Raw genomic sequence first — 17,556 nt, forward strand, 5'->3', positions numbered from 1 at the left:
TTTGCATTAACATTTTTTAACACATGAAACAGCATACAGATAATATCCTTGAAAAACGAATGTCCTAAGGGGATGTTTTTACAGGTAAATTTCAAATATCTCCTATAACCCAACTCAAACAATAAACTCACAATTATAATTAATATGGCAAAAAATAACATAAATTTTGTCGTAATGGCCGCGCTTTGTCTTAGTACTGGCGCGCTATACGCACAAACCACTATAAAAGGAAAGGTAGTCGACAACAACAACAATCCTATCCAAGGGGCTACAGTTACCGAAACAAGCAGTAAAAAGCAGGTTCAAACAGATGCAAATGGATTATTTGAGTTCCCTTCGACCGGAAGCTCACTCAACATCAGCATTCAATACATTGGCTTTGAAACTAGGACTGTTCAAACCAATCCTACAGGTTTCACGACTGTTCAACTTCTGCCAATGACTTCACAGCTAAATGAAGTCGTTGTGACAGCCTTAGGTATTTCCCGCGAAAAAAAATCATTGGGTTACGCCGTACAGGAAGTTAAATCTGTTGAACTTCAGACGCGTCCCACCAATGCCCTCAGTGCCTTGTCTGGAAAAGTTGCAGGACTTCAAGTAACGACCTCAGGTGGAAATATGGGTGGATCTTCCCATGTTTTACTGAGAGGTATTAACTCAATCGCGGGGAACAATCAACCTCTATATGTCATTGATGGTACCCCAATTGATAATACCGATCTAAACTCTTCTTCTACTATCAACGGAAGTGCCGGTAAAGACGTTGGTAACATGATACAAGATATCAACCCAGACGACATTGATAATATTTCGGTATTAAAGGGGCCTTCTGCTGCTGCACTTTATGGTTCTAGGGCAGCCAATGGAGTTATATTGATTACCACCAAACGTGCATCAAAAGGTGAAAAAATAGATATTTCCTTAAATACTGGGGTTGATTTTGAAAATATCGTTCGATTACCCAAAAGACAACATCTCTATGGTCAAGGGTATTCTACAAGCTTTCAAACCCAAAACATCAACGGAACAGACTACAAAATAGTCGATTACGCCGCAGACGAAAGCCTGGGGACCAAAACTGGACGGCACGCCTGTGCTTCAATGGTATAATCTAAACCCTGAAGATGAGGCCAACTATTTAAATCCTTCTCCGTGGATTTATCCTAAAAATGATGTTAGTTATTTCTTTCGGACAGGTGTATCCAACACCAACAATTTTGCCATAGCAGGAAATAGCGGAAATACAAATTATCGCTTTTCCTACACTAATAAAAATGTAACGGGAACAACACCTAACTCCAGTTTGGGACGTAATACGTTTAACTTCTCAGGAGGTACACAATTAGGTAAACTGAAGATTAATTCGAATTTCAACTATATCCGTAATGCATCAGTAGGCCGTCCATGGACTGGTGCTTCCAATAGAAATATTATCCTGGAAGCATTCCAATGGGGAGCTGTACAAGTCGATTACAAAATACTGGAAAACTACAAACGTGAAGACGGAACCCCGTTAGCCTGGAACCGAACGGGATGGCAAAATACGCCTGCCGCCGAGGCGACCCGCTTTATTGATAATCCCTATTGGTCAGCCTATGAGTCGTACATGGAGGACAATAGAGATCGTTTCTACGGTAATATTGGTTTACAATATGACTTAAACAATTGGCTAACTTTAGGAGCTAAAGTACATGGAGATATTTATTCATTCCAATCCCAAGATCGAATTGCGGTATACTCACGAAGCACTTCTCAATACGAAGAAGCGAACAATAAGTTAAATGAATACAACTATGAATTTTTGGCTACCGCCAAGAAAAATTGGGATAAATTCTCCCTTATAGGAAACGTAGGCGCCAATCTCCGTGACCAGCAGCGGAAGCAAGACTACGCGATTACACAGGGTGGTTTGATTATTCCTAATTACTATAACCTGAAAAATGCCAATGCAGTTAAAATTGACAACTTCCAATACCATAGACGCATTGCATCAATCTATGGTAGCTTTTCTTTGGGATACAACGATTTTCTATACTTAGATGGAACAATACGTAATGACTGGTCATCTACATTGCCGACCAACAACAATTCATTTATATATCCGTCCCTAACAGGTAGTTTTGTTTTTAGCCAACTGGAAGCATTTAAAAAATTGGATTGGCTTAGTTTTGGTAAAATCCGCTTGGGATGGGCTCAAGTCGGAAATGATACAGATCCTTATCAATTGTATAAAGTCTACGAACCCGAGCAATCCTTTGACGGACAAGCGTCCTATGGGCTTCCAAGCACTAAACCAAATGCTAATCTAAAACCTGAAATTACCAGCTCTTGGGAGACAGGCCTAAATCTACAACTATTCAAAAATCGACTAGGATTTGATATAACCTATTACAACAACAATTCGAGGAATCAAATCCTGCCAGTCCCTGTTTCTTCATCATTCGGGTATGCCGGAAAAGTATTCAATGCTGGAAAAATCAATAACAAAGGAATTGAAGTCGTCTTAAATGGTACCCCTATCAAACACGAAAATTTCACTTGGGATGCGACAATCAACTGGGCTAAGAATAAAAACAAAGTCATTAAATTGGATGATCAGGTCAACACTTTGAGCTTAAGCAATTCCTTGGTCGAGCTCGTTGCGCGTGAAGGAGAATCCTATGGCCAATTTTTGGGTTACGACTTTGTCTATGCTCCGGACGGACAACGCGTTGTCCAGGCAGATGGCACCTACATGAAAACATCACAGTTGGTTCCTTTAGGGTCAGTACTGCCCGATTTTACCTTCGGTATCCAAAATACCTTCCGTTACAAAAACTTTAGTCTAGGCTTTTTAGTCTCGGGTCGAGTGGGTGGAAAATTCTTCTCACAAACCTATAAAGTTGGTATGTATTCTGGTATTTTGGATAAGACAGCTGCAAATAATATTCGTGAAACGGGTGTCGTCCTGGATGGAGTTAAGGGAGATGTTGCATTCCATAGTGATGGTTCGTACGATGTGAGTAACATCCAACAGAATACCACTAATATTACTGCACAACAATGGGCGCGCAATGAATATAATGGTCCGACAACATTTTCAATCTTCGATGCAACATATGTTAAATTAAGGGAAGTTACTCTGGGTTACAATTTCAAATTGACTAATCCCAAAATTATCAAAAACATTGGCGTGAATGTATACGGACGTAATCTTTGGAACATTTATACCAAGAGTAAGTATATTGATCCAGAGTTCACATCCAGCGGTGGAAATGTTCAGGGTATTGAAGGTGGAAATATACCTCTTCCGGTTACTTATGGTTTTAATGTTAATCTTAAATTCTAGAAGATGAAACTCATCATGATTTACCCCATAATGTTAGACCGGATAAATCTGATCGTTCATCAGCTTTAAAAGATAACCCAAGTGCAACAGATTCATCGATAATCAGAACAAGCACTTATAAATAAATATACACAGATGAAAATATCAAACATACTACATACTTCATTCATCGGCCTATCGCTTATTGCTACTTCGTGCTCCAAATCCACATTTAGCGATATCAATACAGACCCAAATCGACCTGCTTCTGTTACAACGCCAACGATTCTAGTGACCGCCGAAAAACAGCTAGTCAATGCGTTACGAAGTGAAGAAGTAAGCCTACGAGGTGCTCAATTATTTGCACAGTATTTCAGTCAGAACATTTATACGGACCAATCTCGTTATCAAATACCAACAAGCTATTCAGACAACTATTGGACTGCGACCTATAAATCGCTTAATAATTTAAATGAAATTATTAAGCTTAATACCAATGAAACCACCAAAGCGATTGCCGCAGCGGGAACAGCTGGTACAAATACCAATCAGATTGCGATAGCAAGAATACTCAAGGCCTACGCTTTTCAATCGCTAACAGATGTTTTTGGTGATATTCCCTATGAATCCTATGGCAATAAAGATGCAGATTTTGAAGCGCTACAGCAGGATCCGGATAACCTAACGCCAAAATATGCAAGTCAAGAGAAAATCTACAAAGACATTCTCAATGAATTACAGCAGGCAGCTGATACATTAGCAAAGCATCCAACAGCCACGACTTTCGGAACAGCTGATATTATTTATAAAGGATCAAATAGTAGCTGGGCAAAATTCGCCAATTCGTTACGTCTACGTGTTGCGAATCGGATCAAAGGCAAAGATGCCGCTTTGGCAACGACACATATCGCCGATGCCATCAAAAAAGGTGTATTCACCTCCAACAATGATAATGCGGTATTTAAATACTCCAAAACATCACCAAATGAAGCACCATTGTTTAGAGCAACGGTAACTGCCAATCGAAAAGACTTTTGCAATTTCTAATGTGATTATTGAGACTTTACAGGGCAGTCGTGGCCCCTTTAAAATTGCAGATCCACGTCTATCAAAATTTGCTAAACCGACAAGCTCAGGAAATGTTTACTACGGCCAACCCTATGGTCTCCCCCTAGCAGCGGGCAATCTATTTCCTGTAGACAAAATATCACTACCGAGTGACATTATCAATGCTGCAGATTACGGGGAAGTACTTGTAGAATATGCGGAAGTTGCTTTCATTTTAGCTGAAAACAACAACTGGGATCAATCTAATTACGAAAAGGGTGTTCGGGCATCTCTTGAAAAATGGTCCGTGTCTTCTGATGAAGTAGCAACCTATTTGAGTAAACTTCCTGCTGCGAATAAGGAAAATGTGCTTTCTCAAAAGTACTTAGCACTTTTCAACCAAAGCATCGAATCTTGGTCCGAAATCAGAAGAACAGGGTATCCGTTATTCCTAATCAAAAAAGGTGATATTACATGGACCGGAACAGTAGAAGGCAAACCTGTTACATATACGTTCACTCCTGAGGTAGGAAACACAATCCCAAGCCGTTTGGTGTACCCATTAAAAGAACAAAGTACCAATAAGACGAATTATCAAAGTGCACTTTCACGACAAGGAGACGATGTGATAAGCACCAAATTATGGTGGAATAAATAAACTTAGTTATTTCAATCAGCTCACACCTGAGGCTTAGGCTTCAGGTGTTTTTTATTATTATATTTCTTATCTTCGTATAGCACTCTAAAGAATAAAATGTTATGGACGATCAAACATTAGACAGAATAGACCAACTTAGCGAGGAAGGAAACATCCAATGTGATGAAGGCAACTACCAGTCGGCGATCCGGGTGTGGACCGAAGCACTTGATTTAGTCCCTAGTCCACAACATGTTCATGCGGAAAGTCTTTGGCTCGAAGCTTCCATAGGAGATGCCTTTTTCTTACTGGACGATTTTGACAATGCCCTCTCTCATTTTGAAAAGGCAAAACAAAACATTATCGAAAATGCCTACGAAAACCCCTTTATCATGCTGCGCTTAGGACAGTGCTATTTGGAAGACAATAATAGCGAGTCTGCCCAGGAATATCTTCTTCGCGCCTATATGATGGAAGGAAGAGACATTTTCGAAGATGAATCGCCTAAGTATCTTAAATTTTTAGATGACAATATCGATTTGGATTGATCATAATCCGTTAAAACGAATCGATTACTTCACCGACTTCCATAGGGAGATCCGACTCAAGAACGGAGGCTCCTTCCGCAAATATGGCCCTATACTTTTCGGCGCGTTCTGTCTTTGTCTGCAACTTATCGTAGGTAGACGCCGCTGAAATCATGCACATCACACCTTTGTTGTTGAAGAATTGATACATCGCCTGATTGGAATCCTTTAGTTCTGGCCCAATATAGACAATCATACGGTCGTAGGGTAATCCAGAAGATTTAAATTTTTCCAATGCAGCCTGATCTTTAATATGCATGGACATATACTGTTCTCGATTCTGCGCCAAATAAAACGCTGCCTGTTCAGTATTATGTGCCGTAACCCATACCCAACTGTAGGCATTGTATTTTTTTAGTATTGCTGCTGTGGCCGCCAATGGTAAGTCTTTTTTATCTAAGTTGAGGATGGTTTTACCCTTTGCCCATTGAATGACTTCATCAAGTGTGTTAATACCATACCGGGTAATATTTCCAGCCTGATCCTTTAATTTCAGCTTATGCAGTTCATCCCAGGTATAGTCAGATACTTTTCCTTTTCCATTTGTGGTTCTATCCAATGTCGCATCGTGCATCAAAATAGCAACACTATCCTTGGTGTAACGCGGATCGATTTCAAAAATAGCCGGTGTTTTTCGTAATACGGCTTCAAATGCCGCAATCGAATTTTCAGGAAGTCCAGCCTCCATCGTTCCCCGATGACCACTTACAATTTTTTTATCTTTAGCATAGGTAAAATAATCACGCATCGCCTTTGGAGAAGCAAACTCAAGTGAATGGATTTTTTGTCCGACGACTACTGAATACGACGAAACAAAAAGAAAAAAAGCAAAAAATGTTCTACTCATTAATTTATAATTACGTTCAAATATATAAGCTTGAGCCACAAAAAATAACATCCTAAATTAATCAACCAAGATCAATAAATCGTTAACAAAACATTCAATTCATATCAACCACCAATCCACGTATAAACATAACCTTAAGGAATCAAGCTTTTACTGCAATATCAAATTCTCCTGAAAATCACTGTATACCATCTCTAAAAATTAAAAAAAATATAATATAGCTGTTGGCACAACTATAAAATAAACTATATTTGCGCATTAATTTATATTTGATCTAAATAAATTACCATGAAAAACAGAACACGATATATGATGTTCAGCAGTGGAATTCTTTTGCTTTTAAGTGCTCAGCTACATGCACAAGAATTATCCCTTATCGTAAAAGACAGAGACAATAAACCATTAAGCCAAGCGAATATCAAAGTTGACGGAAAAAGCGTCGGCTATTCTAATCAACTTGGACAATTCATTTTTGCCAAAAGACCTTCGAATAATCCGATTCAATTGCGGGTATCATATACAGGCTTTTCAACGGTTGAAAAAATGGTCAATTTAGATACCGTTCAACGTCCATTGTCAGTTCAGCTTAATTCTACCCAAGTGTTAGATGAGATTATCGTAACAGCAGGACGTAAGCCGGAAAGCATCTCCACTGTCCCTTCTTCAGTAACGATCTTGACCACAAAAGAAATTGAGGCCCAAAGCCAAATCAGCACCAATCTTTCAACAATTTTAGGGAATACTGTCCCCGGTCTTGGAACATCGACCAATAAAGCGACAAACTCCGGACAAACACTTCGTGGGAGATCTGTGCTTGTTTTGATCGACGGTATTCCACAATCAACGCCTTTGATGAATGGACAACGTGATCTTCGGACCATTGACCCGAGTGTCATCGAACGGGTTGAGGTTATCAAAGGTGCTACATCTATCTATGGAAATGGCTCCGCAGGCGGTATTATCAACTACATTACACGCAATCCATCGAAAGACGCAGCTCCGATACAAGGGATCACAAGTGTTAGAACTACTTTCAATCCAGTTCATAGCGCCGGTACCATGGGCTATCGCATAGGACAAACTTTATACGGACAAAAAAATAAATGGAATTATACCGTCAGTGGATCCGCCGATTACGTTGGTCTGCAACGCGATGGTGACGGGGTTCCCCTCGGTCAGACAGACGGTCTTTCGAACACCTATCAATACAATGCGTTTCTAAAAGTCGGGTACCGTATCGATAGCAGTTCCAATATTACGGCAGTATACAACTTCTACCGAAGTAACCAACACAACAGATACATCAGCCAAACAGGTGTATATGGTCAAACGCCAACGATAGGCGTGAAAGGCGAAGATCCAGGTAAACCTGCTGGAACTCCATATAACCACAATGCCATGTTGACCTATACTAAAAGTAATCTATTCGCGTCGACATCTTTAACTGCTTCTGCATACTACAATACATTTCGATCCATGAACCGTTATGTCGAGAAAGCTTCTGCATGGTATGGTCCAGGACAAACACAAATCAATTCGGAGAAAAAAGGCTTACGCGTTAACTTAAACACACCTTTTCAGGTATTGGGTTCAAATGCAGATATCACCTATGGTGTAGATTTACTAAATGATGTAACAGATCAAAATCTGACCGACGGCAGGGTCTATATTCCCTATATGAACATGTTAAACGTTGCTCCATACGCCCAGGTAAAAATTGATTTCCTAGAAAACTTAATCTTTAAAGGCGGTGTACGTTATGAAAATGCAACAGTCAAAATAAAGGATTTCAATACCATTGCTACAGGGCCCAACAACGAAGGAAGTATTGCCGTAAAAGGAGGTAATATCCCCTACAAAGGAGCGACCTTCAATGCAGGTTTGCGTTACAACAAATTCGCGATCTTTAATCCCTTCGTAAGTTTCTCACAAGGTTTCGCAATCAATGAACTCGGTCGTATTGTACGTCGGGCAACAGATAATGATTTAGATAGCCTAAAAACCGACCCTATTATCACCAATAATTACGAAATCGGTTTCTCAAGCAATTACAGCATTTTCCAGCTATCAGCATCTTATTACTACAGTACTTCCAAAATGGGCGTTGAACTAGTGGATATTGGTGGTTACCTGATGCCACAACGCCTTCCAGAAGATGTGTATGGGTACGAAATTGCATTGAGCGCTAATATTTCGCCTCAATTGACCATCGGTGGAACCTATGCCTATGTGGAAGGAAAGTCAAAAAAAGACGATGGATCAAAATCCTACCTCAATGGCTCACGTATCTCGCCAGACAAAGCAACGGGATACATCTACTATACTCCGATAAAACCCTTAACCTTTCAGCTTTTTTGGGTGCATACCGGGTCCCGGGATCGCTTTCTTCCAAACGATAAAGGCGTATACAAAAACAGCGAAGGCCCCGTTAAGACCGTTGACCTATTTAACTTAAACGGAAATTACCAAGTAAACAAACAATGGTCTATCGGCATGGGGGTAAAGAACTTATTCAATAAAAACTATTACCCTGTTGTCAGTCAATACCGTGCCTTAAATGAAGAATACGTCAAAGGACAAGGTATGCTGGCCTCATTTAACATCAACTACAAATTCTAATATGTTTAAAACCGTCATTCTTTGGTTGCATAAATGGCTCGGAATCATCACCGGAGTTGTGGTATTCATCCTAAGCCTGACGGGCAGCATATACACCTTTCAGGATGAGCTCAAGCTCTGGGCTTATCCTGAAAAATATTTTATCTCCGATACAACCAACCACTCAAAAACTCCGCTACCTTTAAGCGCACTTCTTTACAGCGCACAGAAAAGCCTCGAAAAAAATCAAAAAATCACGCGGGTTGATCTCTATCCTTCGAAGAATCGTACCTGGGTATTTCGTGCCATAAAAACGGACGAAAAAGCATTTGGCCATTGGAATTATTACCGCTATTACAAACGCGTTTTCATCAATCCATATACTGGTCAAGTACAGCAAGTAGAAAATTCAAAAACAGAATTCTTTCAACTGGTGCTTCAGCTTCACCTAAACCTCCTCTTGGGCAAGCAATATGGCCATCCTATCGTCGCCTGGTCAACGGCCATTTTTGTCCTTATCTTACTTAGTGGCATTGTTCTTTGGTGGCCAAAAAAATGGAAGGGCAAGAATCTTAAGCGCAGTTTTTGGTTAGATACCAAAGTAAAATGGAAGCGACTGAACCACGACCTCCACAATGTCATCGGATTTTACAGTTTATTTATCGGATTGATTTTTTGCCATTACGGGCCTCGCTTTTGCTTTTCCGGATTTCAAAAAGACCTATATCGCAACATTCAATTTATTGCAGTCGCCAACAGCTTCTTCCACACACAGCTCCCCTATCCCCTTGCCTCCTGTGGAAAAGAAATTTCAGGACAATGCGCTACGGTATGCCTTGACAAATTATCCGGATGCTGAAATGATGTCGATCCGACTAAAAAAAGAAACCGAAACAGCGATGGATATACAGGTGAGACATCATGAAAAACGAAGCGGTGTATTTGATTGGCTTTATTATAATAAAGAAGACAGCAGTCTTACGGCAGTCAAATCCAGCAACGAATTGCAGTATGGGGATAAGCTCGGTGCACTTAACTATGATATTCATACCGGTGGCATCGGTGGACTCACAACAAAAATTATCGCTTGCCTAGCTAGTCTCTTTTGTGCTTCCTTGCCCATCACAGGATATATCATCTGGATGAACAAAAGCAAAAAGAAGAAAAAGAAAGGTTATCAACATAATGTTAATAAGTACTGTTAATAACTGCATTTTTCTTTTAAACAGGTTTTCAACAGCGTTATTAACATAATGTGGAAAACTAACCCTTACCCTATTTACCGACACCATCTCTTGTGCAATTTATAGGAATGCGATACACCATCTGAAAAAACAACATACAAGACAAAAAGACGACAGTCTTTAAACCGAGAAGATCCCAACGCTAAGCCGCGCAAACAGGGCAACACTAAAAAAAGGAAGCATTCTTCAACAAAAGGAAGCAAAGCACACAGCCAAAAAAGAAAGTCGCGTGAGAAAAAAAGAAAATCCGATACACAGAAGTGCACCGGATCTCTTCAATAACAAACCAACAAAAACATACTAAAGATTCGGATTTCGCACCGTCTCTTCGTATGGTATAGCAAACAAATAATAAGGACTGTTTTCTACAAAATTAGAACCATCAGGAAATTTAATAATCCGGTGCCCTTGACCATTAACCAGCTTAGGCTTACCGTCTGCACCCACAATTTCTACTTGAATAGGTTTTCCCTCAGCATCAAGATAGGATTTACGCACAACCTTTCCCTGAGTCCGAAGAATATCCGACAAAGCAAATCCTTCACCCCAAAGTTCCTTGCGTCTTTCAACAAGAATGGCAGCAATTAATTGTCCATTATCATTTCCTGAAAACAGCTTAGCGTTTCTAGCCGTCCGTAATTTATTCAGCGCTGCTACCGCTTTATCGTTTTCACCAGCTCTTGCATAACCTTCAGCCGCAATCAAAACCATTTCAGAAGCACGCATGTATACAATATCTCCAATTAAATTGGACTTAAACTTAAACTTCTTATACCGTAGGAAACCTTCCCGACCAGGTAAATTATCCCATTCAAATAAAGCGTAACGCACATCACTGGTATCGAATAAATCTTTAAAATAAGGATCGGCCATAAAACTATAGTAATAAGATCCAGCTGACGACACATCCAAATAATGAAATGTATAACTTGCCACATTTTGCTCGTTAGTCTGCTGATGTCCCCAAATCCACTCGCTATTTCCAAGATCATTAAAACCTGCCTGATAATCTGACGGAGTCATTAAATTATACTTCTGAGCTGCTTTTTCAGCATATTCAGCGGCTAGCTTCCATTCGCCTACCTGCAAATAGGTTCTCGCAAGCAGACCATACACGACATCCGCATTGATTTCGTATTTATCCGCTCTACTAGCAGAAGCCAACAAGCTTTCACTGTCTTTGAGATCTTTCAAGATAAGTTCATACACTTCTTCCTGTGTTGACCTTGATTTTCCTTCAGTCGACAATGTACTGGGTTCGGTATAGATCGGAACAGACTTGGCATTTTTATCTTTCAGATAACTGAACTGGTAAAAAGTCGCCAGGTTTAGATAAGAAAACGCGCGCAATGCTTTCGCTCTTCCCTTCAATACATTCTTGGTTTCGACAGATCCCTCAGCTCCATCCACTTTCGCGATCACATTATTCATATTATCGATCACTTTATACAGCATTATCCAAAAAGAATTAACGCGATTAGAACGATTGTTTGTTAATTCGGTAAATGCATACGCATCGCGATAACCATATTTGGTCGTCACCGCAACATCACTTCCCATTGCATCACTTGTACGCATTACCGCCGTATAACCTGGATTGGCATAAGTAAAATAGGTATCATTTAAATACCTCCAGGTACCATTGATCACCGTAGCAACATTGTCGGTATTTTTAAACACTTCACCTTCCGGCACAGAAGTGGTCGGATCCAACTCAAGCGCATCCTTACATGATGCATTCACTAGAGAGAGCGCCAATATGATATATATAATTTTTAGTTTCATGATTTTCATTTAAATTCTCAGATTAACAATAAGGCATTAAAAAACAAGCTGAATACCACCAGAGATTGTTCGCATTGCCGGATAGCGAAAATAGGTCGCCCCATTCACCGTCTGTTCTGGATCCATTCCTTGATGACCATAAAATGTCAATAGATTTTCGGCAGTTGCAAAGACACGAAGTTTTTCTACACCTATCCGCTTCAATAAATCCGAAGGTAATCTATAGCCCAAACTCACATTTTTAAGGCGTGCATAAGTGCCACTGTAAAGAAAACGTGTGGACGAAGAAGTCCAATTCAAGTTATCTGTTGTCAATTTAGGCACATCGGTCTGCGTATGCTCAGGCGTCCAGCGCTCGAGGATCTCCTTGGACCAAGCACGTCCCGGATTATTACCGCTATGCATAAGCTGAATATAATCGTTATCTAATATCTGTCCACCCAAACTAAAACTCAACAAAGCAGACAAATCAAAATTTTTGTAAGTGAAACTGTTTTGAATCCCACCGACAAGATCTGGCAATGAAGTCCCGGCAATAAAATTACCGGCCTTACTGTATTCCGAAGTTTTTTCACCTGTTTTATTACCGTCCTTATCAGCGGTATACCATTGAGGCAGACCGTTATCTGGATTTACTCCAGCCCATTCCGGCAGATAAAAATCATAGATACTTCCGCCTACACGCAAAAGCTTATTCCCCGTAATGATCGGTTTGTTATCTTTTGGCAAAGCTGTAATCTTGTTTTTGTAATGCGAAAGATTGACGTCTAAATTCCATTTAAAATTTTCATTTCGAACCGGGACAGTACGAATATCCACGTCGATACCGGTATTTTTCAGCGCTCCAATATTTGCATCATAGCCCGTATAGCCTGTTGAATAAGCCATCGGCATGGTGAACAGCAAATCCTTACTCCGACGGTTAAAGTACTCCACACTCAATGAAACCCGGTTTTCAAATGCAGATACATCGACACCTACGTTCAAATTGAGGTTCGACTCCCATTTTAGATCTGGTGTAGCCAACCTACCGGTATACGTTCCGCCTTTACCCAAACTATTTGCAATGGTATAAAGTCCTTTATAAGCATAATAGGTACCTAAATTATCGTTTCCTTGTCCACCATAACTTGCTCTTACCGTCAGCTGATCAATCGTTGTGTTATCCTTCAAAAATTCTTCCTGTTTCAGCTTCCAAGATCCACCCACAGACCAGAATGTTCCCCAACGTTTTGCTGGCGAAAAGCGCGACGAACCATCAGTACGTAACGAAGTCGATAAATAATATTTGTTATCATAATTATACTCCGCTCTTCCCAAGAAACTCAATAGCCTATACCCAGCACTTGATCCCGTGAAGTTATTGAGTTGTGATGCCGCAGCAGGTTCATCAAAGTAAGGGAGCACAAATTGCTGTCTGCTACCGTTGATATTGCTACTATTAAAATCATAGTATTCCTGACCGGCCAATACATTGAGGTAATGTAAGCCAAACTGCTTCTCATAAGTCAATAAATTGTTCCAGGTCTGCGCTACGGTACGCACATTTGAACGATAAACATACCCGCCCGTATTCACACCGTCTCCCAACAAAGGATTGGTATAGTCGTGTGTATTCCCGTTGATATAATCAACATTATATGTCGACTTAAATTTTAAATTTTTGGAAAACAACACTTCCAGATAAGTCCGGGCAGATAGATTTTCCCGACGGATATCATTTCTGTCCAAAGGAAGAGAAGCAGCTAAATTATTACGTGGTGTTGCACCACTTGGACGATATTCTCCAAAATCGTAAATCTTATTTCCGGCTCCATCAAGCACAAATGAACCATCCGCATTGCGCTCATAGTATGGATAAAAAGATGGCACCAGTCTCGTAAAATTTATAATGTTTGCCGTATTGCTGTCCTCAGACTGCGGATATTTTTGTTGTGTACTGCTACCACCTATATTGAGACCGACATTTAACCAGGATTTCACTTTGCTGTCAAGATTTGCGCGCAGGTTGTACCTTTTAAATCCAGATTCAATCGCTATCCCCTGATCGTTCAGATAACCACCCGAAATATAATAGGTGCTTTTGGCACTACCACCACTAAACCCTAGATCTGCTTGTGTACGCACTCCCGTACGTTGCAATACGTCGGTCCATGGATCATCCCATAGTGTCTTAGCTCCGGCAACCAACTTACCATCTACTCCGACCGGCTGCGGGTATTGACTGCCATACGGATTGATATTTAAATCTGTCAATACGGTCTTACTTGCGTTGGACGCCGCTTGCTCTGCTGTAAGGCCATTTGACAGGTTTTTGTTTCTCAAAGCTTCCCAATAGAGCTGAAAATATTCATCGGTCGATACCTGGTCATAGTCACGAACTGCACGGGTTGAATAGCCCTGTGTAAAATTGAGATTAATCTTGGTGTTGTCGGAAGACACACCAGACTTAGTAGTAATAATAATCACACCATTCGCCCCTCTGGATCCGTAAAGTGCACTTGATGCTGCATCTTTTAAAACAGAGATAGACTGAATGTCATTCGGATTGATGGAGTTAATATCCCCGGCATAAGGACTACCATCCAACACGATCAGAGGTGAACTGGAGGCATTAATGGAGCCGATACCCCTAATACGGATGGCTGCTTCAGTACCTGGCTGTCCCGAGGACGCTACGGACTGTAAGCCCGGTACCTGTCCCTCCAGGGCCTTCGTAATATTTGATACCTGTCTATTTTCAATAGCTTTGCTGCTCACCGTACTGACCGACCCCGTTATGTTTGTACGTTTGGCAGTACCGTAAGCCACCACCACCACTTCTTCCAGATCTGTACTGGAGGGTTTCAAGGACAATGTTAAGTTTGTACTTGTTGCTTTTAGCTGTTGAGATTCATAACCTACAAAGGAAAATTCCAATACAGGTAATACGTCACCTGTGACATTGATTGTAAACTCTCCTTTTGAATTCGTTAAGGTTCCTTGATTTTGCCCCGAAATGCGAACATTTACTCCAGGAAGTAGGTGACCGGTTTTGGCATCAACAACTTTTCCTTGTATAGCCCGCTGCTGAGCATACAACCTGTTCATATTGACACCTGATAATGCTATCGCAGCAATAGGAATGTATTTAAGTTTTGCGTACATCGTAAGAATGCTTTACTAAATAAGTTAAGTGTGATTAAATACAAAAAACACAGTGGCTCCTTGCATTCCAATAAAATCTACTGAATAAGTAGTTTTTATTGGAACGCAAATATATAACAAAATCTATTGAATTAATAGATTTTGTTTCGCTAAAACACAAAACACTATAAATAAAGTACTTAAAATTAAAAACTAAGCTTATAAAAGTCATTTAGTAAGCTAACTTACTATTATTGATCAAGCCATTTTTGAAACTTCGGAGATCGTTCCTCACTAACAATGACTACAATTCCCGCTGGAGTTGAGGGCATTAACGCTAATTTGATTCTATTTCGACTAATTTTTAACATGGATTGAATCGCATCTATTCGAACAAGAAATTTACGATTGATCTGGAAAAAAACTGTTGGATCTACCTGTGTAACGAGATGAGTGATGGTATCTTCAATAATATATGCAATTCCAGATCCTTTTTCTACAGCATACAACTCTTTGTCTTCTGCCATAAAATAAGCAATATCAGCAATGGCCAGCGACTTTAAAAAATTACCATATTTCACTAAAAAACGCTGTTTGAGCCGAGGTTCTACTTTAGGTAGTAGCGGTTCGATACGTTTCATGACCTCAGTCAACTCGTCGCTGTCGAAAGGTTTTAACAAATAGGCATACCCTCTATTTTGGAAGGCCTCCAAGGCATATTGTTCGTAAGCCGTCGTAAAAATAAGCGGCACATCGATAGATACCTGCTTAAAAATTTCAAAGCTCAGCCCATCCATCAGGTGGATATCCATAAAAATCAGATCGAATTGATTTCTATTGATTGTCACCACCGCTTCCTGAACCTCTTTTGCATTGGTAAAGGTCAGTTCACTTTCTCCATAGCGCGCAGTTAACATCTCCTTTAAGCCTACAAAAGCCCAGTCTTCGTCTTCGACAATCAGTATTTTCCATCCCATGGGTTGAATGTAATAAAAAATCCATTTCCTAAAAAGAAAATGGATTAATATATATAGGATTTAAAAAAATAGATTATTTCAACAGATCGGGATTATTATTGATTGCTTCCTGTGGATAACGTATCACATAACGAGGATCGTTCTGCTGCAGTGTTACCGTTCTGCCGAAACTACTGTGTGTGATCGCCGGTCTTGTCGTCCGTTTTAGATCATACCACCGTAATCCCTCTAGCGCCAGTTCACGCTTGCGTTCCAGCAGAACCGCATCTAGCAATTGCTCCTTTGACAAACCTGCGTCAGCCTTAGTTTCTTTGGCATAGGCATCTGCGGTAAATCTGTTTTTCTTTAAAGCAGACAGATATTTTAATGCTTCTGCTGTATTTCCCAGACGAACATAACATTCGGCCAACGTCAAATAAAGATCAGCATTTCTAAAACTCACATTAAAACGGTTGTCCCCACCTTTGAGGGATACATAATCGCCCCCACTTTTTTGGAAGTAACGACCTTTTCTCAAATCGCCTGCAGAATAACTGTCTAACAAGGCCGGTGAAATAAAGGAACTTGTACGTACTCCAGGAACAGATACTTTTTCCAAAGCCATAATCATCTCCGCTGATTCAAAATCATTCGGAAGTAGGCTTCCAGCAGCATTGAGATCAACCAATTTGTCATTTATAACCAAAGCTTTTTTAGCGGCATCAATTGCTTCTTGCCACTCACCGCGATATAAATGAACGCGTGAGGCCATGGCAAAAGCAGCGCGTTTGCTAAAGCGATAATTAACACCTTTTGCCTGATCATCCACAGTCAGTAAAGCTGTCCCTTTTCCCATATCAGCCAGGATCTGCGCATAAGACTCTCCAATGGTCACAGGTACAAAACGTTGTTCCAGGTCAATCTTTGTCGATAAAGGAACGCCCCGAAGCCCTGCATTACTCGCCGAATAGACCTCGCTGTAGAGATTTAATAACTCAAAATGAGCATAAGCACGCATCAGATAAGCTTCTCCTTTGATTTGGTCCACTGCTGCATTGCTAGCCAACTTTTCATCGATTGTACTAATGACCTGATTGGTATAAAAAATACTACTATAAAATGTCAGATAGGGATAAGCAATTGTTGTCGGATCAGGATTTTGATCGTTCCAAAGATAAATATCTTTGGTTCTAGCGGCATCAGTCGAACTTTCATCCAACAATAGCTCATCTGTCCGCAAGGACAAATAGGACTTATGTGCAGGAAAGTTTGCATAACTGCTTGTCATTAAACCTCTAAAATCACTTTCCGAAGTAGGGATAACCGTCCCTACCGGTTTTATATCTAAATATTTATCGCAGGAATTCAATGCACTGGCTGCCATGATCATTCCAAAATAAACTATCTTTTTCATGTTATAAA

General features: G+C 40.3%; 12 protein-coding genes and 1 pseudogene. 8 read left to right on the forward strand and 5 right to left on the reverse strand.

Going from position 1 to position 17,556, the window contains the following annotated elements:
- The first annotated feature begins 144 nt into the window (after positions 1-144).
- The 5 genes from DTA23_RS28320 to DTA23_RS01975 all read left to right on the forward strand — a co-directional run bounded on the left by DTA23_RS28320 (position 145) and on the right by DTA23_RS01975 (position 5,539).
- Positions 145-1,110, forward strand: a complete 966-nt coding sequence (locus tag DTA23_RS28320) for a TonB-dependent receptor plug domain-containing protein (protein WP_256602612.1) — start codon at positions 145-147, stop codon at positions 1,108-1,110.
- Positions 1,094-3,328, forward strand: a complete 2,235-nt coding sequence (locus tag DTA23_RS01965; RefSeq protein WP_256602614.1) for a TonB-dependent receptor domain-containing protein — start codon at positions 1,094-1,096, stop codon at positions 3,326-3,328. The genes DTA23_RS28320 and DTA23_RS01965 overlap by 17 nt, the downstream gene beginning before the upstream one ends.
- A 135-nt stretch (positions 3,329-3,463) precedes the next feature.
- Positions 3,464-4,354, forward strand: coding sequence for a SusD/RagB family nutrient-binding outer membrane lipoprotein (locus tag DTA23_RS28325; protein WP_256602615.1), 891 nt, complete (start codon positions 3,464-3,466; stop codon positions 4,352-4,354).
- Position 4,355: 1 nt separating this feature from the next.
- The gene (locus DTA23_RS28330; RefSeq protein WP_256602616.1) at positions 4,356-5,012 is read left to right on the forward strand and encodes a SusD/RagB family nutrient-binding outer membrane lipoprotein; all 657 of its coding nucleotides are present in this window, start codon (positions 4,356-4,358) and stop codon (positions 5,010-5,012) included.
- 101 nt (positions 5,013-5,113) lie between these two features.
- A complete protein-coding gene (locus DTA23_RS01975) occupies positions 5,114-5,539 on the forward strand; it encodes a tetratricopeptide repeat protein (RefSeq protein WP_088160377.1) in 426 nt (141 codons plus the stop codon).
- A gap of 10 nt (positions 5,540-5,549) precedes the next feature.
- Here DTA23_RS01975 and DTA23_RS01980 read toward each other — a convergent pair whose 3' ends face one another.
- Positions 5,550-6,425: a glycerophosphodiester phosphodiesterase family protein gene (locus DTA23_RS01980; protein WP_112374042.1), complete on the reverse strand. Its 876-nt coding sequence runs from the start codon at positions 6,423-6,425 to the stop codon at positions 5,550-5,552.
- A gap of 288 nt (positions 6,426-6,713) precedes the next feature.
- Between DTA23_RS01980 and DTA23_RS01985 the strand changes: the two genes are divergently transcribed.
- The 3 genes and pseudogenes from DTA23_RS01985 to DTA23_RS27410 all read left to right on the forward strand — a co-directional run bounded on the left by DTA23_RS01985 (position 6,714) and on the right by DTA23_RS27410 (position 10,228).
- Positions 6,714-9,044, forward strand: a complete 2,331-nt coding sequence (locus DTA23_RS01985; RefSeq protein WP_112373684.1) for a TonB-dependent receptor — start codon at positions 6,714-6,716, stop codon at positions 9,042-9,044.
- A 1-nt stretch (position 9,045) separates the two neighbouring features.
- Positions 9,046-9,633: pseudogene (locus DTA23_RS28335) on the forward strand (PepSY-associated TM helix domain-containing protein); the annotation flags it as partial.
- 115 nt (positions 9,634-9,748) lie between these two features.
- The gene (locus DTA23_RS27410; protein ID WP_256602850.1) at positions 9,749-10,228 is read left to right on the forward strand and encodes a PepSY-associated TM helix domain-containing protein; all 480 of its coding nucleotides are present in this window, start codon (positions 9,749-9,751) and stop codon (positions 10,226-10,228) included.
- Between the two features lie 339 nt (positions 10,229-10,567).
- Here DTA23_RS27410 and DTA23_RS01995 read toward each other — a convergent pair whose 3' ends face one another.
- The 4 genes from DTA23_RS01995 to DTA23_RS02010 all read right to left on the reverse strand — a co-directional run bounded on the left by DTA23_RS01995 (position 10,568) and on the right by DTA23_RS02010 (position 17,548).
- Positions 10,568-12,052: a RagB/SusD family nutrient uptake outer membrane protein gene (locus DTA23_RS01995; protein ID WP_088163455.1), complete on the reverse strand. Its 1,485-nt coding sequence runs from the start codon at positions 12,050-12,052 to the stop codon at positions 10,568-10,570.
- A 36-nt stretch (positions 12,053-12,088) separates the two neighbouring features.
- On the reverse strand, positions 12,089-15,199 hold the full coding sequence (locus tag DTA23_RS02000) for a SusC/RagA family TonB-linked outer membrane protein (RefSeq protein WP_088160373.1): 3,111 nt from the start codon (positions 15,197-15,199) through the stop codon (positions 12,089-12,091).
- Between the two features lie 230 nt (positions 15,200-15,429).
- Entirely contained in the window at positions 15,430-16,155 is a 726-nt protein-coding gene (locus tag DTA23_RS02005; RefSeq protein WP_075991239.1) for a LytR/AlgR family response regulator transcription factor, read from the reverse strand.
- A 73-nt stretch (positions 16,156-16,228) separates the two neighbouring features.
- Positions 16,229-17,548, reverse strand: coding sequence for a RagB/SusD family nutrient uptake outer membrane protein (locus tag DTA23_RS02010; RefSeq protein WP_088160372.1), 1,320 nt, complete (start codon positions 17,546-17,548; stop codon positions 16,229-16,231).
- Positions 17,549-17,556 lie beyond the last annotated feature (8 nt).

The organism is Sphingobacterium multivorum, assembly GCF_900457465.1.
Lineage (GTDB): Bacteria > Bacteroidota > Bacteroidia > Sphingobacteriales > Sphingobacteriaceae > Sphingobacterium > Sphingobacterium multivorum.